The organism is Streptomyces sp. NPDC001513, assembly GCF_042894695.1.
In the GTDB taxonomy this organism is placed as follows: Bacteria; Actinomycetota; Actinomycetes; order Streptomycetales; family Streptomycetaceae; genus Streptomyces.
On record NZ_JBIAVU010000020.1, the window covers coordinates 24896 to 49946 of the forward strand.

At 69.7% G+C, this 25051-nt stretch carries 24 protein-coding genes; 11 read left to right on the top strand and 13 right to left on the bottom strand.

The genetic code is table 11. The annotated features are described in order from the left end of the window. Nucleotides 1-116: 116 nt before the first annotated feature. The 8 genes from ACFYZ4_RS35340 to ACFYZ4_RS35375 all read left to right on the top strand — a co-directional run bounded on the left by ACFYZ4_RS35340 (nucleotide 117) and on the right by ACFYZ4_RS35375 (nucleotide 9691). Entirely contained in the window at nucleotides 117-1739 is a 1623-nt protein-coding gene (locus tag ACFYZ4_RS35340; protein WP_390785867.1) for an AMP-binding protein, read from the top strand. Between the two features lie 22 nt (nucleotides 1740-1761). After that, entirely contained in the window at nucleotides 1762-2259 is a 498-nt protein-coding gene (locus ACFYZ4_RS35345; RefSeq protein ID WP_351298999.1) for a thioesterase family protein, read from the top strand. Between the two features lie 102 nt (nucleotides 2260-2361). Continuing rightward, nucleotides 2362-4680 carry an FAD-dependent monooxygenase gene (locus ACFYZ4_RS35350; RefSeq protein WP_390785868.1) on the top strand — a complete coding sequence of 773 codons (2319 nt, stop codon included), beginning with the start codon at nucleotides 2362-2364 and terminating at the stop codon, nucleotides 4678-4680. 12 nt (nucleotides 4681-4692) lie between these two features. After that, nucleotides 4693-5727: a carbon-nitrogen hydrolase family protein gene (locus ACFYZ4_RS35355; protein ID WP_351298994.1), complete on the top strand. Its 1035-nt coding sequence runs from the start codon at nucleotides 4693-4695 to the stop codon at nucleotides 5725-5727. Next, nucleotides 5724-6836, top strand: a complete 1113-nt coding sequence (locus tag ACFYZ4_RS35360; protein ID WP_390785869.1) for a cupin domain-containing protein — start codon at nucleotides 5724-5726, stop codon at nucleotides 6834-6836. Before ACFYZ4_RS35355 ends, ACFYZ4_RS35360 begins: the two co-directional genes overlap by 4 nt. A 190-nt stretch (nucleotides 6837-7026) precedes the next feature. Beyond that, nucleotides 7027-7932 carry a fumarylacetoacetate hydrolase family protein gene (locus ACFYZ4_RS35365; RefSeq protein WP_351300475.1) on the top strand — a complete coding sequence of 302 codons (906 nt, stop codon included), beginning with the start codon at nucleotides 7027-7029 and terminating at the stop codon, nucleotides 7930-7932. 9 nt (nucleotides 7933-7941) lie between these two features. After that, the gene (locus ACFYZ4_RS35370; protein WP_384341635.1) at nucleotides 7942-8733 is read left to right on the top strand and encodes an Asp/Glu racemase; all 792 of its coding nucleotides are present in this window, start codon (nucleotides 7942-7944) and stop codon (nucleotides 8731-8733) included. A gap of 118 nt (nucleotides 8734-8851) precedes the next feature. Then, nucleotides 8852-9691: a PaaX family transcriptional regulator C-terminal domain-containing protein gene (locus ACFYZ4_RS35375; protein WP_390785870.1), complete on the top strand. Its 840-nt coding sequence runs from the start codon at nucleotides 8852-8854 to the stop codon at nucleotides 9689-9691. A gap of 213 nt (nucleotides 9692-9904) precedes the next feature. Here ACFYZ4_RS35375 and ACFYZ4_RS35380 read toward each other — a convergent pair whose 3' ends face one another. The 7 genes from ACFYZ4_RS35380 to ACFYZ4_RS35410 form a co-directional block, all read right to left on the bottom strand. Beyond that, nucleotides 9905-11485, bottom strand: a complete 1581-nt coding sequence (locus ACFYZ4_RS35380) for a carboxylesterase/lipase family protein (RefSeq protein WP_390785871.1) — start codon at nucleotides 11483-11485, stop codon at nucleotides 9905-9907. 14 nt (nucleotides 11486-11499) lie between these two features. Further along, nucleotides 11500-12846, bottom strand: coding sequence for a M20/M25/M40 family metallo-hydrolase (locus ACFYZ4_RS35385; protein ID WP_390785872.1), 1347 nt, complete (start codon nucleotides 12844-12846; stop codon nucleotides 11500-11502). 543 nt (nucleotides 12847-13389) lie between these two features. Then, nucleotides 13390-14538, bottom strand: a complete 1149-nt coding sequence (locus ACFYZ4_RS35390; protein ID WP_390785873.1) for a PP2C family protein-serine/threonine phosphatase — start codon at nucleotides 14536-14538, stop codon at nucleotides 13390-13392. A gap of 167 nt (nucleotides 14539-14705) precedes the next feature. Continuing rightward, nucleotides 14706-15425, bottom strand: coding sequence for an alpha/beta hydrolase (locus ACFYZ4_RS35395; protein ID WP_390785874.1), 720 nt, complete (start codon nucleotides 15423-15425; stop codon nucleotides 14706-14708). A 176-nt stretch (nucleotides 15426-15601) separates the two neighbouring features. Then, entirely contained in the window at nucleotides 15602-16498 is an 897-nt protein-coding gene (locus ACFYZ4_RS35400; protein ID WP_390785875.1) for an MBL fold metallo-hydrolase, read from the bottom strand. Between the two features lie 94 nt (nucleotides 16499-16592). Continuing rightward, nucleotides 16593-17021: a hypothetical protein gene (locus tag ACFYZ4_RS35405; protein ID WP_390785876.1), complete on the bottom strand. Its 429-nt coding sequence runs from the start codon at nucleotides 17019-17021 to the stop codon at nucleotides 16593-16595. A gap of 18 nt (nucleotides 17022-17039) precedes the next feature. After that, nucleotides 17040-17885, bottom strand: coding sequence for an alpha/beta fold hydrolase (locus tag ACFYZ4_RS35410; protein ID WP_390785877.1), 846 nt, complete (start codon nucleotides 17883-17885; stop codon nucleotides 17040-17042). A 105-nt stretch (nucleotides 17886-17990) separates the two neighbouring features. Between ACFYZ4_RS35410 and ACFYZ4_RS35415 the strand changes: the two genes are divergently transcribed. Next, the gene (locus ACFYZ4_RS35415) at nucleotides 17991-18602 is read left to right on the top strand and encodes a TetR/AcrR family transcriptional regulator (protein ID WP_390785878.1); all 612 of its coding nucleotides are present in this window, start codon (nucleotides 17991-17993) and stop codon (nucleotides 18600-18602) included. A gap of 211 nt (nucleotides 18603-18813) precedes the next feature. On the opposite strand, the gene ACFYZ4_RS35420 is transcribed toward ACFYZ4_RS35415, so the two are convergent. From ACFYZ4_RS35420 to ACFYZ4_RS35430, 3 genes are all read right to left on the bottom strand, one after another. Beyond that, entirely contained in the window at nucleotides 18814-19860 is a 1047-nt protein-coding gene (locus tag ACFYZ4_RS35420) for a nuclear transport factor 2 family protein (RefSeq protein WP_390785879.1), read from the bottom strand. A 164-nt stretch (nucleotides 19861-20024) separates the two neighbouring features. Continuing rightward, entirely contained in the window at nucleotides 20025-20819 is a 795-nt protein-coding gene (locus tag ACFYZ4_RS35425; RefSeq protein ID WP_351300508.1) for an SDR family oxidoreductase, read from the bottom strand. Then, nucleotides 20816-21220, bottom strand: coding sequence for a heme-binding protein (locus ACFYZ4_RS35430; RefSeq protein ID WP_351300511.1), 405 nt, complete (start codon nucleotides 21218-21220; stop codon nucleotides 20816-20818). Before ACFYZ4_RS35430 ends, ACFYZ4_RS35425 begins: the two co-directional genes overlap by 4 nt. Nucleotides 21221-21526: 306 nt before the next feature. Here ACFYZ4_RS35430 and ACFYZ4_RS35435 point away from each other — a divergent pair, with 306 nt between their 5' ends. Together ACFYZ4_RS35435 and ACFYZ4_RS35440 are read left to right on the top strand one after the other, a co-directional pair. After that, nucleotides 21527-22486, top strand: coding sequence for a GlxA family transcriptional regulator (locus ACFYZ4_RS35435; RefSeq protein ID WP_390785880.1), 960 nt, complete (start codon nucleotides 21527-21529; stop codon nucleotides 22484-22486). 316 nt (nucleotides 22487-22802) lie between these two features. Further along, nucleotides 22803-23435, top strand: coding sequence for an HD domain-containing protein (locus ACFYZ4_RS35440; RefSeq protein WP_390785881.1), 633 nt, complete (start codon nucleotides 22803-22805; stop codon nucleotides 23433-23435). A gap of 117 nt (nucleotides 23436-23552) precedes the next feature. Here the strand turns inward: ACFYZ4_RS35440 and ACFYZ4_RS35445 are convergent, their stop codons facing one another. From ACFYZ4_RS35445 to ACFYZ4_RS35455, 3 genes are all read right to left on the bottom strand, one after another. Then, nucleotides 23553-23927 carry a nuclear transport factor 2 family protein gene (locus ACFYZ4_RS35445; protein WP_390785882.1) on the bottom strand — a complete coding sequence of 125 codons (375 nt, stop codon included), beginning with the start codon at nucleotides 23925-23927 and terminating at the stop codon, nucleotides 23553-23555. 69 nt (nucleotides 23928-23996) lie between these two features. After that, the gene (locus tag ACFYZ4_RS35450; protein WP_351300523.1) at nucleotides 23997-24572 is read right to left on the bottom strand and encodes an NAD(P)H-dependent oxidoreductase; all 576 of its coding nucleotides are present in this window, start codon (nucleotides 24570-24572) and stop codon (nucleotides 23997-23999) included. A 121-nt stretch (nucleotides 24573-24693) separates the two neighbouring features. Then, nucleotides 24694-24978 (bottom strand): hypothetical protein, encoded by a 285-nt coding sequence (locus ACFYZ4_RS35455; RefSeq protein ID WP_390785883.1) that lies wholly within the window; start codon nucleotides 24976-24978, stop codon nucleotides 24694-24696. Between the last annotated feature and the right edge of the window lie 73 nt (nucleotides 24979-25051).

Here is a 25051-nt window from a genome sequence, read left to right on the forward strand (position 1 = left end):
GGTGGCGGCGCAACATGCTGTTAACAAAATGAAGTATTGCGCATCATTGACGGTCGCAAGTTTGGCGAGATACTTACTTCACTCTCCCCGCTGCCCCGAGATTGAGGTGCCGCCCCATGGAGCTCTCCCTGTCTGCTCATGTCGACACGTTCTGTCGTGATCGACTTCCGCCCTTCGCCCAATGGCCCGAACTCCACTTCGATCTACCGGAGTTGGACTACCCGGACCGGCTCAACTGCGCCCAGCGACTGCTGGACGACGCCGTGGCACGCTGGGGGGCCGACCGGCCCTGCCTGCTGTCTCCCACGGAGCGGTGGACCTACGGCGACCTGCTGGAGCGTGCCAACCAGGTCGCCCAGGTCCTCACCGAGGACTTCGGCCTCGTTCCCGGCAACCGTGTCCTGCTGCGCGGCCCCAACAACCCCTGGCTCGTGGCCACATGGCTCGGGGTGCTGAAGGCCGGCGGCGTCGCCGTCACCACCATGCCGCTCCTGCGCGCCGGCGAGCTCGCGGAGCTGAACGGGATCAGCCGGCCGACCGTCGCCGTGTGCGACCACCGCTACCTCGACGAACTCACCGCCATCGGCGCTCCCGGCCCGGCCGTGCTGGCCTACGGCGGCCTTGGTGAGGAAGACCTGGTCGCGCGCTGCGCCGCGAAGGACGGGCGGTTCTCCGGTGTCGCCACCGCAGCGGATGACGTCGCGCTGATCGCCTTCACTTCGGGAACGACCGGCCGGCCGAAGGCGACTCTGCACTTCCACCGGGACGTACTGGCCAACGCCGACACCTTCTCCCGCCATGTCCTGCAGCCTCACCAGGACGACGTCTTCACCGGAACCCCGCCCCTGGCCTTCACATTCGGGCTCGGCGGACTGGTGGTCTTCCCCCTGTCCGTGGGCGCGGCCACCCTGCTCATCGAGCAGGCCGCGCCTCAGCAGCTGGCCGACCTCGTGGAGGAACACGGAGTCACCGTGCTCTTCACGGCGCCCACCGCATATCGGGCGATCATGGCGGCGGGTGCGGCCCGCCAGCTGTCGGGCCTGCGTCGCTGCGTGTCCGCCGGAGAAGCGCTGCCGGCAGCCGTGTGGGAGGAGTTCCACGCCGCCACCGGGCTGCGCATCATCGACGGCATCGGCGCCACCGAGATGCTCCACGTGTTCATCTCGGCCTCCGACGGCGAGATACGTCCCGGCTCGACGGGCAGGCCGGTCCCCGGATATCGCGCCCGCGTGGTCGACGAAGCGGGCGAGCCCGTTCCCGACGGGCAGCCCGGTTTCCTGGCCGTCACCGGCCCCACGGGCTGCAGGTACATGGAGGACCCGCGTCAGACCGTATACGTCCGGGACGGCTGGAACATCACCGGCGACACCTACGTCCGGGACGCCGACGGCTACTTCTGGTACGTGGCCCGGAGCGACGACATGATCGTCTCCTCCGGCTACAACATCGCGGGCCCCGAGGTGGAGAAGGCCCTCGCCACCCACCCCTACGTCGAGGAATGCGGCGTGGTCGGGGCCCCCGACGAGAAGCGCGGAATGGTCGTCAAGGCGTACGTGATCCTGCGCCCTGGTGTCGCGTCCGACGCGGCGACCGTCAAGGAACTCCAGGACCACGTGAAGCGGACCGTCGCGCCCTACAAGTACCCGCGCGCCGTCGAATTCGTCACCGACCTTCCGCGCACGAGCAACGGAAAGCTCCAGCGCGCCGAGCTGCGCAAGCGCGCCCAGCACACCCCTTAGCGACCGAACGAAAGGCACGACCATGGACACATCCAGCCCGCAGCGGGCGGATTCCGCGGCGACGGACAGCTGTGCCGCAGGATGCCCCGAAGCCCTCGCGGAGAACCTGCCCAGCGTCGTCATCGAGCGGCGCGTCGAATGGCCCGACACGGATGCGGCCGGCCACTACCACCACTCCACGGTGGTGCGCTGGGTCGAGGCGGCGGAGGCGGTCCTGTTGCGGCGGCTGGGCCTGGCCCATCTCTTCGGCAGCACGCCCCGCGTCCACTTCGAGGCCGACTACCGGGCCCGGCTGTGGTTCGGCGAGACCGTCCGTACCGAACTGAAGATCACCAAGGTCGGCACCAGCTCCCTGCACTACGCCTTCACCGTCCTCGGTGAGGGGGAGGAGCCGGCCGCCACCGGGCGCATGGTCATCGCCCACTCGGCCTCGCGCGCCACCGGGTCCATGGCCTGGCCCGATGACGTGCGGGAGGTCCTCACGAAGGCCGGTCCGCAGGCCCCCGAACTCTTCGCGTGATCCGAGGCGACGCGCCAGACGCACCACACAGAATGTGTTGAATTCTTGACGCTCGCCAAATCTGCAACATATTCTGTATCCGGAACCACTAGGAGGAACACCGTGCGTGTAGCAGTCATCGGAGGAGGGCCCGGCGGGTTGTACTTCGCGGCCCTGGCCCAGCAGCTCTCACCGGAGTGGGAGATCACGGTCTGGGAGCGCAACGCCCGCGACGACGCGTTCGGCTTCGGCGTCGTGTTCTCCGACGAGACGCTGGACGGCATCGCGCAGGCCGACCCCGCGGTGTTCGCGGCCATGTCCGCGGAGTTCGCCCGGTGGAGCGACATCGACGTCCGCTATGACGGCGAGGTTCACATATCCGGAGGCCACGGCTTCGCCGCCCTGGACCGCAACCGGCTGCGCGAGATCCTGCAGAAGCGCTGCGCGGAGCTCGGGGTGCAGGTGCACTACGGCACCGAGGCGCCGCGTGTCGAGGAGCTCTCCGCCGGCTATGACCTGGTGGTCGCCGCGGACGGAATCCGCTCCACGGCCCGCGAGACGTACGCCGACACCTTCCGACCGGACCTGGACGAGCGTGACTGCCGCTACATGTGGCTGTCCACGGACCGGGTCTTCGAGGCGTTCACCTTCATCGTCGAGAAGCGGGACTTCGGCAGTGTCCAGGTCCATGCGTACCCGTACGACGACAAGCGCAGCACGTTCATCGTGGAGGTCCCCGAGGACGACTGGCGGCGGGCCGGTTTCGAGGCCCTCGCCGACCGGGAGTTCGCCCGGGGTGAGAGCGACGAGGCCAGCGTGCGGCTGTGCGAGGAGATCCTGGCCGACCATCTCGACGGCCACCGCCTGATCCCCAACGCCTCGAAGTGGATCCGCTTCACGACCGTCCGCAACGCCACCTGGCGTCACGGCAATGTCGTCCTGCTCGGCGACGCCGCCCACACCGCCCACTTCTCCATCGGCTCCGGCACCAAGCTCGCCATGGAGGACGCGCTCGCGCTGGCCGCCTGCCTGCACGAACACCCCGACGTGGCCTCGGCGCTCGCCGCCTACGAGAGCGAACGCCGGCCGGTCGTCGAATCCACCCAGCGCGCCGCCCAGGCCAGCCTCGAATGGTTCGAGAACGTGGGCCGCTACACGGCGCAGGAGCCCCCGCAGTTCGCCTTCAACCTCCTCACCCGCAGCCGCCGCGTCACCTACGACAACCTGCGCGTGCGCGACGAGGAGTTCACCACCGCCGTCAACGCTTCCGCGCCCGTGCCGCCCATGTTCCGCCCCTTCCGGATCGGCGGACTGCTCCTGCGCAACCGGGTCGTCGTACCGCCCATCGCGCTGTACACCGCACGCGAGGGAGTCCCGGGCGACTTCGACCTCGTCCACCTGAGCACCCAGGCCCTCGGCGGCAGCGGTCTCGTGTTCGCCGGAATGACCGCGGTGAGCGCCGCCGGGCGCGCCACCGCGGGTTGCCCCGGCCTGTGGAACGACGAACAGGAAGCGGCCTGGCGGCGCATCACCGACTTCGTCCACGGCCAGCTCGACACCTGCCTGGGCATCCAGCTCACCCACGCCGGCCGCCGTGCGGCGGCCCACGCCGACGGGCCGCCGATCGCCGCCTCCTCGCCGGCGTGGGACGAGCTGAGCCCGGCGCCGCGCGAGGCAACCCGCGCCGATATGGACACCCTCGTACGAGACTTCGTACGGGCGGCCCAGCGAGCCGACCGGGCAGGCTTCGACGCTCTGGAACTCCAGTACGGTCACGGCCACTTGATCTCCGGATTCCTCTCCCCGCTGACCAACCAGCGCACCGACGAGTACGGCGGAAGCCTGGCCGGCCGGCTTCGCTTCCCCCTGGAAGTGCTAAGAGCCGTACGGGCGGTGTGGCCGGCCGGCAAGGCGCTCCTCGTGCGGATCTCCGCCGCCGACTGGGCCGAGGGCGGCACCAGCGAGGCCGACGCGGTCGCGATCGCCCGCGCGCTGGCCGAGGCGGGAGCCGACGCCGTCGACGTCTCCACCGGCGAGGTCGTCTCCCACGAGCGGCCCCGTTACGGCCGCAGCTACCAGACCCCGTACGCGGACCTGATCCGCAACGCCACGGGCATCCCCACCATCGCCGTCGGCGCGATCTCCACGTACGACGACGTGAACTCGATCATCCTGGCCGGCCGGGCCGACCTGTGCGCCGTCGGCCGAGCCCAGCTCCACGACCCGCTGTGGACCCTGCACGCCGCCGCGGCCCAGGGTTACAGCGGCCCGGGGGCACCATGGCCCGCCTCCTGGCGAGCAGGCAGCGGGCGCCCGCCAGGTGCACGCGCCGACCGGATCGCGCCCCGGCTCCAGCTGCTCCGCGAGGCTTCCGCCCCTGTGCACCAGCGCTGGGTTCCGCCCCTCCGCGCTTCCGCAACCGCTGCCGCATCCGCCGGCTGACCTGGAGAACCGATGGACAATCTGCCACGCTTCACCGCCGCGGCCGTACAGGCGGCTCCCGTGTACCTCGACCCTGCGGCGACCGTCGACAAGGCGATCGCCCTCATCGCGGAGGCGGCGGCCGCCGGCGCCGAACTGGTCGTCTTCCCCGAGGTGTTCGTCCCCGGGTATCCGTACTGGAACTGGACGATGAACCCGGTCCAGGGCTCGCCCTGGTTCGAGCGGCTCCAGCGCGCCTCCATCGACATCACCGGCCCGTACGTCGACCAACTGCGAGCTGCCGCCCGCCAGTACGGTGTCGTGCTCGTCATCGGGGTCAACGAGCGGGCCGCGCACAGCCTCGGTGTCCTCTACAACACCCTGCTGACCATCGGCTCCGACGGTGCACTCATCGGCGTCCACCGCAAGCTGGTGCCGACCTGGGCCGAGAAGCTCACCTGGACCGGCGGGGACGGCAGTTCGCTCAAGGTGCACCAGACGCCCGTCGGCCCGCTCGGCGCGCTCGCCTGCGGCGAGAACACCAACACCCTGGCCCGCTTCGCCCTCCTCGCGCAGGGCGAACTCGTCCACGCCTCCTGCTACATCGCCCTGCCGGTGGCCCCCGCCGACTACGACATGGCGGACGCCATCGCCGTGCGCACGGCGGCGCACAGCTTCGAGGGCAAGGTCTTCTCCGTCGTGGCCTGCTCGACGATCTCCCCGGAGATCGTGGACGCCATCGCGGGCGACGACGAGGACGTGCGCCGCATGCTCGCCCGCCCCCGCAGCGCCCTGTCCGGCATCTTCGGCCCCGACGGCCGGCCCGTCACCGAGCCGCTGATCGACGCCGAGGGCATCGTGTACGCCGAGATCGACCTGGCCAAGTGCATCCAGCCCAAGCAGATGCACGACATCGTCGGCCACTACAACCGGTTCGACGTCTTCCAGCTCCACGTCGACAACCGCCCGCGCACCCCGGTGACCTTCGCGACGGACCCGGCGCACACCACGACGCCCTTCTCACCCCTCTCCACCGAAACCACCGGCACCACGAAGGAGGACGCATGACCACCGAGTACGACGACGGCCAGCTGGGCCGGGCCCGGGTATCCGACTCCCCTGAACTCGCCGCGTTCTACAGCGAACTCGCCCAGCTCGAAGCGGGCGCGCTGTGGACCGTCGCCAACGACATCGAGCCCTGGTACCCGCAGCCGAAGTCCGTGCCCGTCCTGTGGCGCTACGACGATCTGCGCCCCCACGTCCTCAAGGCCCTCGACCTGGTCAAGGCCGACGACGCCGGCCGCCGCGTGGTGATGCTCGTCAACCCGGGCCGCAAGGACGTCAGCGCCGCGGTCGGACTCCTCTACACGGGCCTGCAGATCATGGGACCCGGCGAGGCCATGACCGCCCACCGCCACCAGGCCGCGGCCCTGCGCTTCGTCCACGAGGGCACGGGCGCCTGGACCATCGTCGACGGTCAGAAGCTGAAGGTCGGCCCCGGGGACTTCGCGATCACCCCGAACGGCACCTGGCACGAGCACGGGAACGAGGCCGACGACGCCCCCGTCATCTGGCAGGACGGACTCGACATCCCGCTGGTCAACGCCCTGGACGCCGGGTTCTACGAGGTCCACCCCGAGCTGTACCAGACCCCTGGAAAGGTGATCAACTCCTCGGTGCTGACGTACGGCGCGAACCTGCTCCCGTACGGAGTGGAGAAGTGGACCCGGCCCTACTCGCCGCTGCTCGCCTTCCCGTGGGAGCCCACGTACGAGGCCCTGCTGAACCTGGCCAAGGCCACCGAGGGATCCCCGTACGACGGAGTGATCGCCGAGTACACCAACCCGGTCACCGGCGGCTCGGTCATGCCCACCATGGGCGCCCACATGCAGCTGCTGCGCCCCGGCCAGGCCACGCAGGCGCACCGCCACACCGGGTCGGTCATCTACACCGCGGCCAAGGGGCGCGGTGTCTCGGTGATCGCCGGACAGCGCTTCGAGTGGAAGCAGGGCGACATGTTCTGCGTGCCGTCCTGGGCCTGGCACGAGCACCACAACCTCGACCAGACCGAGGACGCCTGCCTCTTCTCCTTCAACGACTTCCCCGTCATGCGCTCGCTCGGTTTCCACCGGGAAGAGGCGTACACCGACAACGGCGGGCACCAGCCCACCGCCTGAACCGCTCCCCCTGAACCGCTCCGCCGTACCGGACGCCGCCGGCCCTGACACCGGCGCCGGCACGGCGGAGCACCGAGCCGGGCGCGATGCAACGCCCCGCACCGCCCGGACCGGGCCGGCGGCGGCACCACCTGGGTGACGCCGCCGGCCCGACCCTCCGCACCATTCCCCTCAAACGCAAGGAGCCCCCATGCGGCTGGTCAGCTACACCCTCAACGACGCGTCCCCGCGCCTCGGGGCCCAGCTCGACGACCTCGTCGTCGACCTCGCCACCCTGGCCGAGCGCGCCGCCGTGGAACTGCCCCTGGACCTGCTGTCGTTCATCCAGGCCGGCGCGGCCGCCCAGGAGACCGCGCGCGGCCTGCTGGCCGGCGGCCCGGCGGCGTGGCCCGCCGATGCCGTGCACCGGCTCGACGACGTGTCGCTGCGGGCCCCGCTGCGCCCCGGCAAGATCATCGGAGTCGGGCTGAACTACGTCGAGCACGTCGAGGAGTCCAGCCGCAGCCTGGACACCGACAAGGAGCGTCCCTCGCGACCGGTGCTGTTCAGCAAGCCCGCCACGGCGGTCACCGGGCCGGGTCAGCCGATCCTGCACAACGCCGACCTGACCACCCAGCTGGACTGGGAGTGCGAGCTCGCCGTCGTCATCGGCCGCGCGGCCTTCCGGGTCAGCGAGGAGGAGGCGTACGACCACATCTTCGGCTTCAGCATCGTCAACGACATCAGCGCCCGCGACCAGCGCCGTTCGGGCCAGTGGTTCTTCTCCAAGGGCCAGGACTCCTACGCCCCCTTCGGCCCCGCAGTGGTCACGGCCGACGAGATCCCGGACCCGATGGACCTCGACCTCTCGCTGCGCGTCAACGGCGTCACCAAGCAGAAGTCGAACACCCGCCACATGCTCTTCCCCATCGCCCGCCTCATCGCCGACATCTCCTCCGGCGTCACCCTCGAACCGGGCGACGTCATCGCCACCGGATCGCCCGCCGGTGTCGGAGCGGGCATGGTCCCGCCGGAGTTCCTGCAGCCCGGCGACACCGTCGAGGCCACGGTCGAGCTGATCGGCACCCTGACCAACCCCGTCGTCGACGCCCGCTGAGGAGCGCACATGTCCCCGCGTACCTACCGCATCGGCCAGATCGTGCCGAGCTCCAACGTCACCATGGAGACCGAGGTCCCCGCGATCCTGCGCGCCCGGGAAACCGTCGCACCGGAACGCTTCACCTTCCACTCCAGCCGGATGCGCATGACCCACGTGACCCCGGAACAGCTCAGGGCCATGGACGCCGACTCCGACCGCTGCGCCGTCGAGCTCTCCGACGCGCACGTGGACGTACTCGGCTACGCCTGCCTGGTCGCCATCATGAGCATGGGCCTCGGCTACCACCGCACCTCCGAGGAGCGCCTGCACCTTCGTACGGTGGAGAACGGAGCCGCCGCCCCCGTCGTCACCAGCGCCGGAGCCCTGGTCCACGGCCTGCACACCCTCCAGGCGAAGAAGATCGCGCTGATCGCCCCGTACATGCGCCCGCTGACGAAAACCGTCGTCGACTACCTCACCCACGAGGGCATCGAGGTCCTGGACTACACCGCCCTGGAGATCCCCAACAACCTCGATGTCGCCGCGCACGACCCCGCACGCCTCCCCGGGCTCGCCAAGGCCCTGGATCACAGCGGCGCCGACGCCGTCGTGCTCTCCGCCTGCGTGCAGATGCCCTCGCTGGGCGCCATCGAGGAAGCCGAACAGCTCCTCGGGAAGCCCGTCGTCTCGGCGGCCGTGTGCACGGCCCACCAGATGCTGCGCGCCCTGGACCTCCCGGCGGTGGCTCCAGGCGCTGGCCACCTCCTGGCCGGCGCCTATGCGGAAGCACCGGTGTGGCAGTCGCCCGCGGCGCGATGACGAGGACCCGCCGGCCCTTCGTTGCGCATCCGCCGAGCCGTGGCCGTGGCCAGGGCCTGGACGGTGCGCCGTTCCGCCGGCTGGGTAGGATCGCGACCGCATACGACGGAAGGCGATCATGGCGGACAGTCCCCTCAGGCCCAGCTCGTTGATCAACACGGTCTACGGGGCGTTTCTGCGTGGCCTCGGAGGCTGGATCTCCGTGGCCGACCTGATCACCTTGCTGTCCGAACTGGACGTCGACGGTCCGGCGGCGCGCTCGGCGATCTCCCGGCTGAAGAAGAAGGGCGTCCTCGAAGCGGAGCGACGGGGGGCCACCGGGTACCGGCTGAGCCCCGCCGCGCACCCCGTCTTCGACGAGGGCGACCGGCGCATCTTCGGCAGTCTGGAACCGGCGAAGCTGAGCGACGGCTGGGCCATGGCCGTCTTCTCCGTACCGGAATCCGAGCGCTCCTACCGCTACCAGCTGCGCACCCGGCTGACCTGGCTCGGCTTCGGCAACATCGCCCCCGGGGTGTGGCTGGCGCCCGGCCGGCTCCTGGACGGCGCCCGCGACATGCTCGTCCGGCGCGGTCTCAGCGACTACGTCCATCTGTTTGCCGCGGACTACGCCGCCTTCAGCGACCTACCCGGGACAGTGAGCACGTGGTGGGACTTCCCCGCGATCCAGGAGCAGTACGCGGGGTTCACCCAGGCGTACGGCCCCGTCGCCGCCGGCCTCGCGCAGCAGCAAGACATCGACAGCGGCGAGGCCTTCCGCCACTACGTACCCATGCTCACCCAGTGGCGCCGACTGCCCTACCTCGACCCCGGGCTGCCGGGCGAGCTGCTCCCGGCGGACTGGAACGCGGTCACCGCGCGTCAGATCTTCCAGCAGCTGCACGGTGTCCTCGCCGCGCCGAGCCTGCTGCACGTGCGGGAAGTCACTGGCCTGGCAGGGACGCCGACCGAGTCATAGCGACTGGCCTCGGCCGGTTTCCGGCAAGTTCCGGCAAGTGCCGGCGGAACAGGGTGCCCGTTCTGCCGGCATTTACCGGGCCCCGTCGCAGCCTGCGAGACGAGCACCGAACCGGAGCTCGTCTCGCAGCCATTCTCTGATCATTCGTCAGGTGAACGGATGGGATGCGGGCGCGGGCGGCACGCCACCCGGCCTTGATCCGTACCCGGGTCGTCAGAGACCGGACTCCTTGTGCCAGATGCGGCGGGATGCCGAGAGCGGGTCCTCGACGACGGAGGGTTCGGTGTCCCAGAGTTGAGTTGCCGGCTGTTCCGTTGTGAAGGGTGCCCAGCCGGGATCCCCCGTGGCGGCGAAGGAGATCCAGGAGGCGCGGAGCCGTTCGGACAGGCGGGTGAAGTCCTCGGGCGGGACCTTGCCGCCGAACAGGAACCCGGCCAGCGGCCCTCGCGTGTGGCCGAAGGTCGTCGGGATGTCCATGGTGTGGCAGGCGCCCAGGGCCCCGCCGAAGGCCGGGCTGCTCCACGTGAAGTCGTAGAGCCAGGCGCGGCCGCCCGCGGCGGCGTGTGCCTGCGCCAGCCATGTCGCGGGCATCCGGAACAGTGCGTCGGAGAACATGGTGACGTACAGCTGGGGGTCGTTCAGGCCCGGGTGGGCGGCGCGGTAGTCGGCGGCGGCCTGGCGGCCGAGCCTCAACCCTTCGGTGACGGCGCCGAGGTCGAGGTCGCGGATCTTCGCCGAGGGCTGCGCCGGCTTTCGCGATGCCCGGTCGCGGAATCCCGCGCGTGCCGTCGACAGCATCATGGGCATGGCCTTGATCATCGCGCCGAGTTTGATCTTGACGAGGCCGCGTTCCATGGCGAACAGGGTGAACTCGTCATGCGTGTAGCCGGAGATCACGTCGACGTCGCGTGCACATCCTGAACGGATGGCGAGCCATGGCTTGTCGACCACGGTGATGCCGTCGATGACGGGCGAGAACGCGGTGATGGCCTCGGGCGTCGTCCAGTTCGCCGGATTCGCTCGCATCGCGGGCAGGGCCACGTCCTGTACCGCCAGCAGCGCCTCGGGTGACGCGGAAGCCAGACCGTCGAGCCCCACACCGGCCGCTTCCCCGATCATCACGGCGATCCGGCGGGCTTCCTCCTCGGGCAGGAACCGCCCGGCCATGCTCTGGACGATGGCGCGACGGAACAGGCCGCGCGCGGCCGGTGCGGACAGCAGGGCGGCGGCGGACGCGCCTCCGCCGGACTCGCCGAAGATCGTCACGTTGTCCGGATCGCCGCCGAAGGCCGCGATGTTCTCCTGTACCCATACAAGTGCTGCGGCCTGGTCGAGGAAACCCCGGTTGGCGGGTGCCCCGGGTACGTAGCCGAATCCCTCGAACCCGACCCGGTAGTTGAACGTCACCATGACCACGCCGCCCCGGGCGAGCACCTCGCCGTCGTAGCTCGGATCGGCGGAGTGGCCCGTCTTCCACCCGCCGCCGTAGATCCACACCATGACCGGCAGCCGGTCGCCGGCGCCTCCCGGGGTCCAGACGTTCACGCTGAGGCAGTCCAGGCCGTCCTCCGGTCGCCAGGCCGGGGGCATGCCGGGAACCATCGGCAACTGCGGTGGTGCGGCGCTGAACGACGTGGCCGGCCGGACCCCTTCCCAGGCGGGGACCGGGGCGGGCGCCTGGAACCGTAGAGGCCCTTCTGGCGGAAGCGCGTAGGGAATGCCCCTGAAGACCGACAGCCCGTCTTCGGCCGTGCCCTCGACCTTGCCGGTCAGGGTCTCGATGACAACACCCATGGAGGTGGCTCCTTTCATGTGGAGAGTCTGAGGACCGCGTCGAGCAGGCAGCGCCCGCCGAACATCAGGTCGGTGATCCGGGCATGCTCATCAGGTGCGTGGATGAGCCGCATGATGTCCGCGTCACTCGCGGAGGGAAAGAACCCGAGGACCTTCGTCTCGGGGAAGGCTCGGGCATCCGTGGCGGCCGGATTGATGTACGGCAGCAGCCGCGCCCCCGGTTCGTGGGCCGCGACGGTATCGCCCAGGACCCGCAGGAGCTCCGGGTCGTCGTGGACGGCGTGGCTCACTCTGCCGTGCAGCAGCTCCACCTCGACCCGGTCTCCGACCGCCCGCCGGACTTCGGCCACCCATCGATCGGGCAGTTCGCCCGGAAGGAGACGCCCGTCCAGCACCACGCTCGCCTCGACGGGCACCACGTTCTGCCGCTGCCCCGCGGACAGCAGCGTCGGAGTGGCGGTGTTGTGCAGCCCCGCGACGACGAACTCCCGCAGGACCGGATCGATGGGCAGGTCGTTCGCCCGCTCCCAGCTCGGGTCCCGCAGCAGCTGCCCGATGGCCTGCGCGCCCGCGCCCGGGTGCAGGTCCGCCAAGATGCCGAGCATGCGCCGCGAGGCCGGATGCAGCACCGACTCCGGGGCGAACGCACGTAGCCTCAGCAGTGCCTCGGCCAAGGTGAAGACCGCTGACTCGGAGCGCGGGACGGAGGCGTGGCCGCCCTGCCCGTGAGCGGTGATCCGCAGGCGGGCGCTGCCCTTCTCGGCCACCTGGACGGTGTAGACGGGGCCGCCCGGCGTCAGGAAACGCTGCCCGCCGCCTTCATTGAACGCGAACCCGGCTTCGACGAGGCTGCGGTGGTTCTCCCACAGCCAATAGGCACCCAGCCGGCTGCCGGCTTCCTCGTCGGCGGTGACGACCAGCAGCACATCCCGGTTCAGCCGGATTCGGTGCGCGGCGAGGAGTTGCATGATCAGCAGGCTCGCGGCGATCTGACCCTTCATGTCGAGGGCTCCACGGCCCCAGACGCGGCCGTCGGCCACCTCGCCCGAGAAGGGGGGCCGGGTCCAGCCGCAGGGCTGGGCGCCGACCACGTCGGCGTGACCCAGCAGCATGAGCGGCGGTTCCTGGCCCGAGCCGGGCAGCCGGGCGACGAGGTTGGCCCGTCCGGGCTCGGACTCCAGGACGCTGTGTGAGATGCCGGAGCGGGACAGCTCGTGGGCCAGGTAGCGCGCGACGGCGATCTCCCGGCCCGGTGGGTTCGAGGTGTCCAGGCGGATCAGCGCCGAGAGGTGGCTGACGAGGTGATGTTCCTGGTCGGCCCACGAGAAGGGCAGCGGCATCGGCCGGGGTGAGGTGGGCATCAAGGCTCCGGAGTCGCTGCACACGGCGCAGGGGCGGTTGTTACACGTGTAACCATTCGTGATGGTTCTGTGTAGCACCCTTCGGAGCCCTGCGCCAGCCCCTGCCGGTCTCGCGGGCCGAATGGGAGGGTGCCTGCTAGGCCGAGTGTGTCGTGGAACGCCGGGTCGACCGCACTGCCATGAGGAGGCCGCTCGCCCAGGTCATGCGAACCGAGTGGAAGTCCTCTCGTTCTTCCAGACAGCTCAGCAGGCGCTGGACAGACGTGCTGTGGCTTTCCGGCCGGCCGGGCTGCGCGAGGAGGTCGTCGATCAGATACGTTCCGCCGGGGGCTGGTCCTGAAATGGTCCGGATCTTGGTCCGGGCGGCCTTCGGGCGCAGGTGACGGGGTGGGGTGGGATGTTCTGAGAGTGATCGGGAGCGGCGGGCTGTCGGACGGGGGCAACCGAGGCGAAGCCGAGCTGCGTACGGCCGTCGGATGCGGCCCGGCGCAGCCGCTGGAGCGGCTTTGTGGCGGGCTCGATCGCACGGCGCGCCACCTTCGTTCACGGGGACGGGTCGGGTGGCGGAGGGGCGGACGCGGTGCGGCGGATTGCGACGACGGCCGCGTCGTCGTCGAGGTGTGCGTTGACGTGGGTCAGTAGGTCGGCCTGGAGATGACGCAGGAGTTCGGCGGGGTCGTCCGTGGTCCACTGTGGCACGCGCTCGGTGAAGGGGTAGAAGCGTCCGTCGGTGTTGCGTGCCTCGATGACGCCATCGGTGTAGAGGAGCATCAGGTCGCCGACCTCGAATGGGAATGTCTGGACGTCGTAGTCGGCGGTGCCGAAAGCCCCGCCGAATCCGATCGGAAGGTGGCTCGCCTCGGCCACGAGCGGGATGACCCGGTGTCCGCGGAGGATGAGCGGTGGTGGGTGACCGCAGCTGATGAGGTGGACGACAGGGTCGTGGTCGGGGATGTCGAGCAGCATGGCGGTGGCGAAGTCCTCGACGGTGTCCTGCTCTGTCTGTGGCCGCCACTGGCTGGTGTCCCAGCGGAACGCGGCGTCCAGGTGGACGGCGAGGCGGGGAAGGGTGGCCTGGCGGTGGGCGGCTGCTCGGAAGGCGCCGAGCAGCAGGGCGCTGTTGCTGATGGCGCCCAGACCACTGCCGCGCACGTCGCCGATGAGGAGCCGGGTGCTGTGGTGGGTGGTGCGTGCGGCCGCGTAAAGGTCTCCGCCCAGTTCGGCTTCCTCCTCGGCGGGGATGTACAAGCCGGCGATCTGCAGCGGGCCGGCGTGTGCGGGCAGCGGCTGCAACAGCACTCTTTGGGCTGCCTCGGCCACCGACCGCACCTGGTGCAGCTGCTGCTCGCGTCGGCCCCGCACCACACAGACGGTGACACAGAGGGCCGAGACGACGATCAGGGCAGCGATCTGGGCCTGGATGTTGGCGGTGCCCGAGACTCCCCTGAGTACGCCGATCAGCACCTGGGCTGCCACCGCGAGAGCCCCCATTGCCGCTGTCGTAAGGGGGCCGGCGAACGCCACCGTGATCGCGGGCGCTGCCACGAGCAGTGGACCGAGGTGGATGTGCGGCGGAGCCAGTACATCCACTACGCACACGGTGACGATCAGCCCGAGCGGGATCACGAGCAGCGCGGGCGCATGCCCCGGCCGCCAGGAACGCCGGACGTCCAACCATGCTCGAAGGGCCATGCCCCAAGCCTTCCATCCGGCTCCGCAACGTGAGAACGCGGCGCTCCGGGGAGACCGCTGTCCGTGGCTGTGCGAGACGGGACATGCACGCTAAGAATGCCCGACTGCCTCCCCCCTGCCCCCCGCGACCACGGGGTCGCGGGGGTCGGCGCGCGCGGGTGATCTGGTCAGGGTGTACCTGGCTGCGGCATCCGGACCTGTTCGGTGATCCACGATTGCGCGAGCTTTGTCCACGCCGCGGCTTGGCCGGCATCCTCGGCCAGACCGAGGCTGTGCGGGCCGTGGGCGAAGACGTGCACGGTGTGCGGTACCTCGTGCGCGGCCAGTGCCGAGGCGAGCCGGTAGGTGTGTTCCGGCGGTACGTAGAGGTCCTCGGAGGTGTGCCAGAGGAAGAAGGGCGGCGACGCCTCGGTCACCAGCGCGTCGAGGCTTGTCAGGCGGCGTAGCTGCTGTGAGGCGTTCTCGCCGAGCAGGATCAGCCGCGCGGGTCGGTAGGTCTCGGTCTCCATCGATGTGATCGCGTAGCCGAGGAGGGCGAACTGGACGGACTCGAGTGGATCGTTGCCGGGTGCGAGTGCGGCCAGGCCCGCGAGATGCCCGCCGGCCGAAAAGCCGATCAGCCCGATGCGGACCGCTCCCTGTTCGCGTCTGCGGCGGATCTCGGCTTGCAGAGCGACCAGAGGTTCGGGATGGGGCACGTGGAGCGGGTAGCGGAAGACGCTCGCCGACAGGCCCAGCGTGGAGAGCCACGCGACGATCGGCTCCGCCTCGTGCGTGGCATGCGTCGCGTAGCCCCCGCCCGGCAGCACGATCAGATGTGTCGTAGCGGGGTGCACCTGTTCGGTCTGTCCGCGAGACGCCGGTGCTGTCTCGGATGGAATGTTCATGCCCACCTCCGCGCTTGCTCTCGGGCACCGCGAGCGGCCCTGGCCACAAGGCTGTACCAAGGTCGGCGCCGCACCGGGTCTTTCGGTATCGCGCGACAGGGTGAGTCGTGCGGCCTCCGTGCCCGACGCTCCGGGTGGGGCCACCCGACCGGCCGCGTCGTGAGTGAGGGGCGCTGCTAGAACCAGGCTCCCACGGAGGCGGCGATGGGGTCGGTGCCCGGCTCGCGCAGGGTGTAGAGCGCCTTCGCGCCGACCCACAACAGGGTCTTGCCGTAGGGGAGGTCGGGGTGGCGGTCGAGCATCGTGTGGAAGAACTCGGGCGCGGAGGAGCACTCCTTCAGCGCCGCCTCGGCGTCGTCGAGGTACCGGCGGGTCGCGGCGATGACGCGGGTGGCGTCGTCGTCGAGGTCCTTGTTCTTGTGGCCGGCGACGACGTGGCGGGGCGCGAGGGCCTCGACGGTGCCGATGGCGCCCCGCCAGGCGTCCAGGCCTCCTCCGGCCGACTCGCCGATGTACATGTGGGCGCCGTTGTAGAGCACGTCGCCGGCGACCACCAGGCCGAGGTCGGGGACGTGCAGGACGCTGGTCTGCTCGGTGTCGGTGTGGCCGACCTCGACGAGGTGCAGGTCGTGTCCTTCGAGGGTGAGGGTGTTGTCGGGGACGGTGACGGCGGTGACCGGGGCGTCGGGGATCTGCCCGGGCCAGAGCTTGTCCCAGGCGAACGGGCGGGCCGCCACGTTGCCGTGCATGACGGCGATGGTGCCGGCGGTGGCCACGACGGGCGCGTCGAACCGCTCGGCGAGTTCGTTGTCGCCGAACCAGTGGTCGCCGTGTCCGTGGGTGGCGATGATGGCGGTGATGTTCTTCCCGCTGGCGGCCACCCATACGGCGACCTCCTCGATCTGGTCCGCGGTGAACGGCGGGTCGACGAGGACGGCGTCCCGCTCGCCGTGGACGAGGGTGGTCGAGATCGGCTGGAACGTGCGCCCTTCGCCGTTGGGTAGGGGTTCGGTGACGCTGATCGGGAGCGGGTCGGAGACGTGTACGGCGTATCCGAGAGATCGCGCATTCATGAGTGCTGACCCTTCTGATGGGTTGGAGCAGTGCGGTCCGGGTGGCTGGGCGCGGGCACCCGCCGGGGTGTCACGAGTGGGTGTCTGGGGGTGATCAGGCGAAGGTGAGGTCGCTGAGGTCGATGGAGACGAGCAGCGGCTCGGCCAGCGCCTGGCCTTCGGGTGTGCGCGGGAGGATGCGGCGCTCGGTCGGGAGAGTGATCCCGGCGACCTGCGTGAAGCCCGCGATGTAGTGGGCGCCGGGGCTGCCGGCCATGATGTCGACGTCGTAGTCCTCGCGCCGGATCAGGCCGTCGTCGTCGACGTAGACGGTCTGGACCCTGTTGTGGGTCGCCAGATGGGCCGGCCAGACCACGCGGAGCCGTCGCCACTGCTCGATGCGGACGTCGTCGAGCACGCCCTGCCGGCCCTTCAGCCCCCACACGGCACCGCCCTGGACCAGGTGCGCGGAGACCGTCTCCAGTTCGTTCCAGCGCGCGAGACCGCCGTGGGCCTCCACGATTTCATCGAGCAGATCCGTCATCACTTCTCGTCCTTCCGGCTACTGCGGATCAGCGAGGAACGCCTCGACGTCGGCGGCGAACTCGGCGTGGTGCTGGAACAGGAACCCGTGGGCCGCGTCGGGGTAGATCTTCAGTCGTGCCTGCGGGATCAGACCGGCGAGCAGATGGGAGTAGCGGGGGAGGATCATGGGGTCGCTGTCGCCGTTGGCGACGAAGACCGGTGTCTGGATGGCCGTCACCCGCCCGAGGAGCGAGATGTTGGGAATGCCCCAGGCGGTGACCGCGTCGTACTGTGCCTGGCGTGTCTGCCATGTCGTGGGTGTGTCCAGCTCTTCCCGGGTGAACATCCGCCCCATGGCCTGCTCGCCGGCCGAGCGGCTCTCCGGGGAGTGGGTGTAGAAGACGTCGAGGACCCGGGCGGGATCGATCTCCGGCGCACCGACCGCGTCGATGACCCAGTTCGTCCACCCGTGCATACCGGGTGCACCCTGCGGCGCCGCCGAGGCGAGTACCACGCGCCGTACGAGAGCGGGCCGGATCAGCGCGATCTCCTGGGCCACGAAGGAGCCCAGGGAGAAGCCGAGGATGTCGACCTGGGGCAGGTCCAGGGCATCGGTGAAGGCTATGGCGTCCAGAGCCATCTGCGCGATCGTGCCGGGGGTCGTGCCCGTGGAGCGGCCGACGCCGGTGTTGTCGAAGCCGATGACGCGCCGGTTCTCGGCCAGGGCGTCGACCAGAGCGGGATCCCAATAGTCGAGGTTGCCCCGGAAATGGATGAGCAGGACCAGCGGCACACCGCCTTCGCCGACCTCGCGGTACGCGTACTCAATGCCGTTGGCGGCGGACACCATCCGGATGCGCGTCTGGGCGTAGGACCGTGTCATGGGGTTCTCCCCTGCTGACTCCGTCATGGTATAGCGATCGCTTTACCTGAGGTCGACGCTACGCCCCCTCGCCGCGAAAGTAAAGCGTTCGCTATACTTCCGGGCATGGGGGCAACGGAATCGACGAACAGGACGGCTCGTGGCGGACGCGGCGCACGTGAGCGCATCCTGCGGGCGGCGGAGGAGCTCTTCTACACCCGTGGCATCCACGCCACCGGTGTAGCGGCGCTGATCGAGGCCGCGCACGTCTCGCCCCGGACCTTCTACGCACACTTCCCGACCAAGTACGCGCTGGTGGAGGAGTATCTCCGCCGGTTCGAGTCGGAGAAGTCGATCGCTTCGGAAGCGGAGTTGGAGCGCGAAGACCTGCCCCCGGCTCAGCGGCTGTTGGCGATCTTCGCCCCCATCGAGGCGGATTCGCCGACGCTGATCCGCGGATGCCCTTTCCACAACGCCGTCATCGAGGGGGCCGGAGAACTCCCGGGGGTAGCCCGCCTCGCGCAGCGGCACAAGCAGGACTTTCGCGATCGCCTCGTGGCCACAGCCGCAGAAGCCGGTGCGGTCGACCCGGACGCCCTCGGCAGGCAACTCGCCGTGCTCTTCGAAGGTGCCAACGCGCTGGCGGCCTCCTGCAACGACGCGCAGGTGTTCACGGATGCCCGGCAAGCAGCCCGGACGCTGCTGGATATTGCCTTGGGTGCCGCACCCGGAGGGTGAGCGTTCCCGTGCCCAGGGCTGCGGCCCGTAGGGCGGCAGCAAGGCGCGCCCGGTGGCGCTGCGGCGGCCGGCGCAGAGGGGGCGGTGGCGAGCCCGCAGCCCGCGGCCACCAGGTGCAGCTTCGCCATCCAGTCCCGGGCCGTGTGTACGCACTCGGGACGCTCGTCCAGCCCCGGCCACGCCCCCGGCAGGCGGACGGGCGGTGCCCGCTCTAGATGAAGAAGGGGTCGTCCACCACGTGGGCCCAACCGCCGTCCGGCTGGCGTCGGAGGACTTCCGTGGTGGTGGAGATGACCGGTTCGGGGCCGATACCGGTGAGGGTGGCGGTGTTCGATACCAGGGCGAGGTCGTCCACCCGTCGGATGTCGCGGAGTTCGAGCTTGAGGCGGGCGCCCGTGTCGATCAGCTGTTGCAGGCCCTTCCGGATGGACGCGGTGCCCACCAGGTGGGTTCCAGGGGTGGGGACGAAGTGGGCGTTCGGCTCGTACAGCGACATCAGGCCCTCGAGATCACCCGCCTCCAGGTACTCCATGAACAGGGACCCCACCTGCTCGGGCGTTTCGGCGCGGCGCCGGGCCGGGCCGCCGACGGGCTTGTCGCCCCAGCCTGCCGCGGCGACCAGTTCGTACCAGTCGGGATGGGCGCCGTAGGGCAGATGGTGGCGGAGAAGGGCGCCCGGGAAGGTCATCGGGGATGCCTTGTGGGGCTTGGCCTTGGCCTGGGTGACGATGGCGTCGCTGAGCGCGTAGGCCAGGTCCATGCGGGGGAGCAGGGCGTGCACCTCGTTGGCGAGGTCGGGCGGAAGGTCCTCACGCCGGATTCCGAGGATGTCGGTGCCGATGCCGGCCTGCGCCAGCGCCACCTCCCTACCCTTCCGCCCGGCAATGCCCTCCGAGGTGTGCAGGGCGATGGCGTCCCAGGCGATGGCGATGCGCCGTTCCTCGACGCCGCGTTCACGGAGGAAGGCTGCCGCGGTGTCGGCGCCGTCGACTTCGAATCGCTGGTCGCCGTTGCCCTCTTCGCTCACCCCGATGTCGTGCAGGACGCAGCTGAGGAACAGCAGTTCGTCGTCGTAGTCGGTACCGGCGTTCAAACCCTGGTTCCGGGCGTGGGCCCGGGCGAAGACGTAGCTGCGCACGCTGTGATGGAGGACGAAGTCCGGCGTGGCCCTGGCCACGTAGGTGTAGGCGTCCCGGGTGAGGCCCGTGTCGGGGAGGCGGAGCTGCTCGAAGACGGGCAGGGGTGCGTCAGTGGTCATGGCGTGGCTCTTTCGTTCGGCCGGTGAGACTGGAGCGGAGCGCGTGCAGTCGGGTGGTGGATCAGCAGATCTGCGCGGCCACTTGTTCGGCACGTCGATCGGCGGCTCGCCGGTCGGCAGTGCCTGCGTGACGAGCGTGGCCTACGCCCGGTGGTGGCGCCGGATCACACCTTGCGGGTCCAGGCTGCTTCCTGGACCTCCTTGATGAGCTCCTCGGTCGCCGGGGGCCAGACGTTCCGGTACTTTCCCTGCTCGGCGCCGATGATCTCGACCATCTTGTCGATCATGTCTTGAGGCTCGAACTGGTCGGCCAGGATGCCCGCGAAACGGGCCCTCACGTCCTCGGTCCGGTTGAAGTTGACCGTGTCGTCCAGCCAGCGGAAGGTCGTGTCCGCGATGCGGTCGTTGAACCCGGTCAGATACGCCCCGGGGTTGATGGTCTGAACGGTGATGCCGGTCGTCGCGAGCTCGTCGCGCAGGGTCGCCGCGATCGCCTCGAGCGCGTGCTTGGTCGCGCAGTAGGGCCCCAGGCCAAAAGCGGTCAGCAGGCCTCCCATCGAGCTGACGATGACGACGCGGCCCGCCGTGCCGGCGTCCACCCAGGTGCGGATCACGCGCTGGGTGAGTTCCAGGTTCGCGAAGACGTTCGTCTCGAACGTGCGCCGGACCAGCTCGACGGGAATCTCCGCCAGCGGCCCGCAGTGACCGATCGCGGCGTTGCTGACGAAGGTGTCGAAGTCCCAGCCGGAGACGGCCGCGATGTCGCGGGCGTCGAGGACGTCCAGCTTGTCGACCGTGACGCGGTCCTGCAGGCCGAGTTCCTCGATGTGCTTGCGCAGTTCGGTCACCTGCGGCCAGATCTCCGTGGCGGCGATGACCCGGTGCCCGGCCCGGGCCAGGCCGATGACGGTGCCGCGTCCCAGGCCGGTGCCGGCGCCGGTGATCAGGATCTTCTTCATCGTGCTTCCCTTCCGAGCGCGATGCGGGCGACCTCGCCGTCCTGGTCGGGCATGCCGCCCGAGACGCCGATGGCCCCGATCAGAGTGCCGCTGTCGTCGTACAGGGGAAGGCCGCCCGCGTAGGGGATCAAGCCGCCATTGGTGTACTCCGTCGCGGGAGCCGGGCCGCCGGGTTTGCAGAACTCCCACAGGTTTTCGCTCGGGCCGTTGAACAGGACCGAGGTCTTCGCTTTGGCCAGCGCGATCTCGATCGAGCCGAGGATCGCCCCGTCCATGCGGGCGAACGCGAGCAGATGTCCGCCGCCGTCGACGACCGCGATGTTCATCGCGACGCCCATCGCCACCGCGTGGACGCGGGCCTTCTCGATCACGGCTTGGGCCGTATCCAGCGTGATGCTCATGGCGCCTGCCCCTATCGGTAGCGGTCCGAGGTCGTGTCGCGCCTGGCGGGATCGCACGAAGCCGCCCTCTGCCGTACACCGGGGGAGGACGGTGGCGACCGAGCGGCCAACCATCTTGTCCATGACGACTCGCGGTGCAGGTCCGCTCAGGCGGATTCGCCGGTGCTGTAAACCCCTCACGGTGCCTGGCAGCGGCAGGCGACGTCTCTGTCAGTCATGAGACGACCGTAGGCGCGATCCGGGCGGGGGAGTCAGTGGCATGGATGCCATGCAGAGATAGAATCGTGCCATCGACTGGGAGGTGAGATGTCAGGCGGAAAGCACCGCGTGGTCGTGGTGGCACTCGAGAACGTTCTCGCACTCGACATCGGGATCCCGTTGCAGGTGTTCGGGAGTTGGCCGGATGGGCCCTACACGCTGACGGTGTGTGCGGAACAGCCCGGGCTCGTCGCGATGCACGGCGGCCCCGCGCTGTCGGTCGCCGACGGGTTGGACGACCTGGCTACCGCAGACACCGTGATAGTCCCTGGGTACCTGGAGCCCGAGGCACCCTCCGCCGCGGTCAGCGCCGCGTTCGCGGAGGCGGCAGCTCGGGGCAGCCGCATGGTGTCCATCTGCCTGGGTGCGTTCGCCCTTGCCGCCGCCGGCCTGCTCGACGGTCGACGGGCGACCACGCACTGGCAGTACGCGGCAACACTGGCGACGCAGTACCCGCAGGTGACGGTGCGGCCGGAGGCCTTGTACATCGACGAAGGCCGAGTGCTGACCTCCGGCGGCGTTACCGCCGGTCTCGACCTGTGTCTGCATCTCATCCGCCGCGACCACGGCACCCGACTGGCGAACCAGCGGGCACGCCTGCTGGTCGCCGCGCCTCACCGCATGGGCGGCCAGGCCCAGTTCATGGACCTGCCGGTGCTCCCCGACCCGGAACACGGACCGGCGCCGGTGTACGAGTGGGCCCTGCGCAACCTGCACCAGCCGCTCACTGTCGACCAGTTGGCACGCCAGGCCGGGATGTCGCGTCGCACCCTCATTCGCCGCTTCCACGCCGACACAGGGCGCCCGCCCATGCGTTGGCTACTCGACGCAAGGCTCGGTCTCGCACGAGAACTCCTGGAATCGAGCGACCTGACGGTGGAAGCGGTCGCACGGCGCTGCGGCCTGGGCACGCCGGCCAACTTCCGAACCCTGTTCAAAGCCAATGTCGGAGTACCGCCCCGCGCGTACCGGGAGACGTTCAACTCGGCCCCGCCGGGCAAGGCTTGACGTCCGGGCGTCCCTACCGGCGTCACCAGGAGGATGCTGATGCCGCGATGTGCTGGGGCGTCGGGATGGGGCCGGGCCAGGACGAACGTCAAGCTTGCCTTGCGCGCGCCGGAGGACCACAGCCTCGGCCCGTTCAGTAGCCACCGGTCGCCGTGCCGTTTGGCCCGGTCCGATCCGGCGCCCGGCTCGCAGGAGTCCTGTGCGAAGACGTACCCGCCGGAGGGGATCTCTGGTGGAAATCGAATGGCACGAATCTGGCGACACGTGTCACGCACGCATCTGCCGCGGTGTGAATCGGGACGCCTAGCCTGCACATATGGACCTCTCGCTTGAGCTTCCGACTGGCCCGTTGGCCAAGGCCGTCGTCTCCGCGGTGCGTGACTCCGAAACCACGTCCATCTTCAACCACAGCGTGCGGAGTTTCCATTTCGCCCAGCTCCTGGCCGAACGCGAGGGCTGTCTGGACGACGCCGAATACGATCGTGACCTGCTGTTCGCCGCGACCGTCCTGCACGATCTGGGCACCGGAAATCTCGCGAAGGGCGAAGCCCGCTTCGAGGTTGAGGGTGCCGACCTGGCGGCAGCTCTGCTGCAGGAACATGGCACTCCCGCAGCGGACATCGACCGCGTCTGGGAGGCTATCGCTCTGCATACCTCCCCTGGCATTGCTGAGCGCCGAGGGCTGCTCAGTTACCTCACTCGCGAAGGTGTGGGGATGGACTTCGGGCGCCATGCGGAGCTGGCCTCCGCATGGCAGGAGGAGATCCACGCCGCCTACCCCCGCCTCGACATGGTGCGTTCGTTGGTCGACGCCATCGTCGAACGAGCTGCTCGATCAGACGCCGCGGCGCCTCGCTACGCCATTGGCGGCGAACTGCTGCGCGAGCGTCAGACCGACGGTGTGACCAGGATCGAGTTGGCGGCGGCTTCATCTCCTTGGGGAAAGTGACCACTCGGCCGGCTGGGGAGCGAACGTTATCGGAGGCCGACGTGAGGCGGATGCTCATCAGTACGGGGACCAGCGACGTGTGCGGGCCCCGTCGCCTGGTTGGTCGGCAGGACACACCTAGGGTGCTTGGCAGATCTCCGTGATGATCGTGTAGAGCTCGATGATGAGGCCCTGCCGGGTGCGGGCGATGTCCATGCCGCTGACCACCGGTGGTCGGCCGTCGGAGGGGCCCCACTGGAAGCCTAGGTGGCCGATGTCGTCGAGCCCCGACGCGGGGCCGGCGGGCCGGAATACCCAGTCCGGGTTCCCGGCGAGCAGCTCCGCGGCGCGGCGTACGAATTCCGCGCGCCCGTGGATGATGCGGTCCGGTTCGTGCCACACCACGTCTTCGGCGTAGTGCTCGGCGATGACCGCGGCCCGGCGGTCCGGGTCGGGCTCGTTGAAGACCTCGAGGAGGTTGACCCGCATCAGATCGGCGGGGGATCTGGTCATGGTGAGTCCGTTCGTGTGGGCCGGCCTGTTGATGGGGTCGACGCTCACCGGCTCGCGCGGCCGGGTGGGTCAGATCGCGGCGGCCGGGGCCTTCCGTAGCGGTGCGAGGGCCGAGGTCCAGGCGATGACCTGGTCGAGCATGGTGTCGAGGGCACGCAGGTTGTGGTCGCCGGGCTTGAAGACGCTGAAGTTCTCGAACTCGGTGATGAGGGAGAGCGTGACCTGCTGGCGGACATCCGCCATCTGGAGTTCGGCGGCGACCAGGCGCAGGTGTTCGGCGGACCGTACGCCGCCGGCGGCGCCGTAGGAGACCAGCCCGAGGGCCTTGTTGTTCCACTCGGCGTAGAGGTAGTCCAGGGCGTTCTTCAGCACGCCGGGGATGCCGTGGTTGTACTCGGGGGTGACGATGACGAAGCCGTCGTATCCGGCGATGGTCTCGGCCCAGCGCCGGGTGTGCTCGTTCTCGTACTGCCCGAGGGAGGGCGGCATCGGCTCGTCGAGGTGGGGGAGGGGGTGGTCGCGCAGATCGAGGAGCTCGAAGCGGGCGTCGGTACGGTGTGAGGCGTGGTCGAGAACCCAGCGGGCCACCTGATCTCCGACGCGGTTGGGTCGGGTGCTGCCGAGGATGATGCCGATGGTGGGCATGGTCGTGCCTGCCTTTGCGTAGTGCCTCGTGTCTTCGGGACATGTGCTGCCCGGGAAGGTCGTTGACCTGGTGGGATGCGGTGCCCGGCGGCATGGAGTGAGGGCGCCCGAGGTGGTTCGGTCAGTCCGGGACGGCGTCCGGCGCCGTGGCGGCTGAGGCGAAGTCGGGCCGCTGGCCGAAGCAGTGGGGTTCGCGGTGAATGCCGGGGGCGAGCGCGCTCATGCAGCCGGCGTGGTCGCTGCGGTGTTCACCCCGGACGCTCTCGGCGGCGACGGTGTCACGGAAGGCGCCGTCCTTGGCCGGCCGGTGCACGAAGCCCCGTGAGCCCAGGACTCTTCCCTCGGCCGCCCGGGCTGCGGTCCCGGCGCCGCTGTTCATGGTGCCCTCCCGAACGAGAGAATCCATTCAAACCCTTGATTGAGAGTGTGGTCACCGAATAGTGGCGATGTCAAGCAGGTGCTTGATTTCATCGTGTGTG

Coding starts and splice junctions, on each gene's coding strand:
- ACFYZ4_RS35340 (WP_390785867.1), top strand. CDS start 117: ATGGAGCTCTCCCTGTCTGCTCATGTCGACACGTTCTGTCGTGATCGA.
- ACFYZ4_RS35345 (WP_351298999.1), top strand. CDS start 1,762: ATGGACACATCCAGCCCGCAGCGGGCGGATTCCGCGGCGACGGACAGC.
- ACFYZ4_RS35355 (WP_351298994.1), top strand. CDS start 4,693: ATGGACAATCTGCCACGCTTCACCGCCGCGGCCGTACAGGCGGCTCCC.
- ACFYZ4_RS35360 (WP_390785869.1), top strand. CDS start 5,724: ATGACCACCGAGTACGACGACGGCCAGCTGGGCCGGGCCCGGGTATCC.
- ACFYZ4_RS35365 (WP_351300475.1), top strand. CDS start 7,027: ATGCGGCTGGTCAGCTACACCCTCAACGACGCGTCCCCGCGCCTCGGG.
- ACFYZ4_RS35370 (WP_384341635.1), top strand. CDS start 7,942: ATGTCCCCGCGTACCTACCGCATCGGCCAGATCGTGCCGAGCTCCAAC.
- ACFYZ4_RS35375 (WP_390785870.1), top strand. CDS start 8,852: ATGGCGGACAGTCCCCTCAGGCCCAGCTCGTTGATCAACACGGTCTAC.
- ACFYZ4_RS35380 (WP_390785871.1), bottom strand. CDS start 11,485: ATGGGTGTTGTCATCGAGACCCTGACCGGCAAGGTCGAGGGCACGGCC.
- ACFYZ4_RS35385 (WP_390785872.1), bottom strand. CDS start 12,846: ATGCCCACCTCACCCCGGCCGATGCCGCTGCCCTTCTCGTGGGCCGAC.
- ACFYZ4_RS35390 (WP_390785873.1), bottom strand. CDS start 14,538: ATGGCCCTTCGAGCATGGTTGGACGTCCGGCGTTCCTGGCGGCCGGGG.
- ACFYZ4_RS35395 (WP_390785874.1), bottom strand. CDS start 15,425: ATGAACATTCCATCCGAGACAGCACCGGCGTCTCGCGGACAGACCGAA.
- ACFYZ4_RS35400 (WP_390785875.1), bottom strand. CDS start 16,498: ATGAATGCGCGATCTCTCGGATACGCCGTACACGTCTCCGACCCGCTC.
- ACFYZ4_RS35405 (WP_390785876.1), bottom strand. CDS start 17,021: ATGACGGATCTGCTCGATGAAATCGTGGAGGCCCACGGCGGTCTCGCG.
- ACFYZ4_RS35410 (WP_390785877.1), bottom strand. CDS start 17,885: ATGACACGGTCCTACGCCCAGACGCGCATCCGGATGGTGTCCGCCGCC.
- ACFYZ4_RS35415 (WP_390785878.1), top strand. CDS start 17,991: ATGGGGGCAACGGAATCGACGAACAGGACGGCTCGTGGCGGACGCGGC.
- ACFYZ4_RS35420 (WP_390785879.1), bottom strand. CDS start 19,860: ATGACCACTGACGCACCCCTGCCCGTCTTCGAGCAGCTCCGCCTCCCC.
- ACFYZ4_RS35425 (WP_351300508.1), bottom strand. CDS start 20,819: ATGAAGAAGATCCTGATCACCGGCGCCGGCACCGGCCTGGGACGCGGC.
- ACFYZ4_RS35430 (WP_351300511.1), bottom strand. CDS start 21,220: ATGAGCATCACGCTGGATACGGCCCAAGCCGTGATCGAGAAGGCCCGC.
- ACFYZ4_RS35435 (WP_390785880.1), top strand. CDS start 21,527: ATGTCAGGCGGAAAGCACCGCGTGGTCGTGGTGGCACTCGAGAACGTT.
- ACFYZ4_RS35440 (WP_390785881.1), top strand. CDS start 22,803: ATGGACCTCTCGCTTGAGCTTCCGACTGGCCCGTTGGCCAAGGCCGTC.
- ACFYZ4_RS35445 (WP_390785882.1), bottom strand. CDS start 23,927: ATGACCAGATCCCCCGCCGATCTGATGCGGGTCAACCTCCTCGAGGTC.
- ACFYZ4_RS35450 (WP_351300523.1), bottom strand. CDS start 24,572: ATGCCCACCATCGGCATCATCCTCGGCAGCACCCGACCCAACCGCGTC.
- ACFYZ4_RS35455 (WP_390785883.1), bottom strand. CDS start 24,978: ATGGATTCTCTCGTTCGGGAGGGCACCATGAACAGCGGCGCCGGGACC.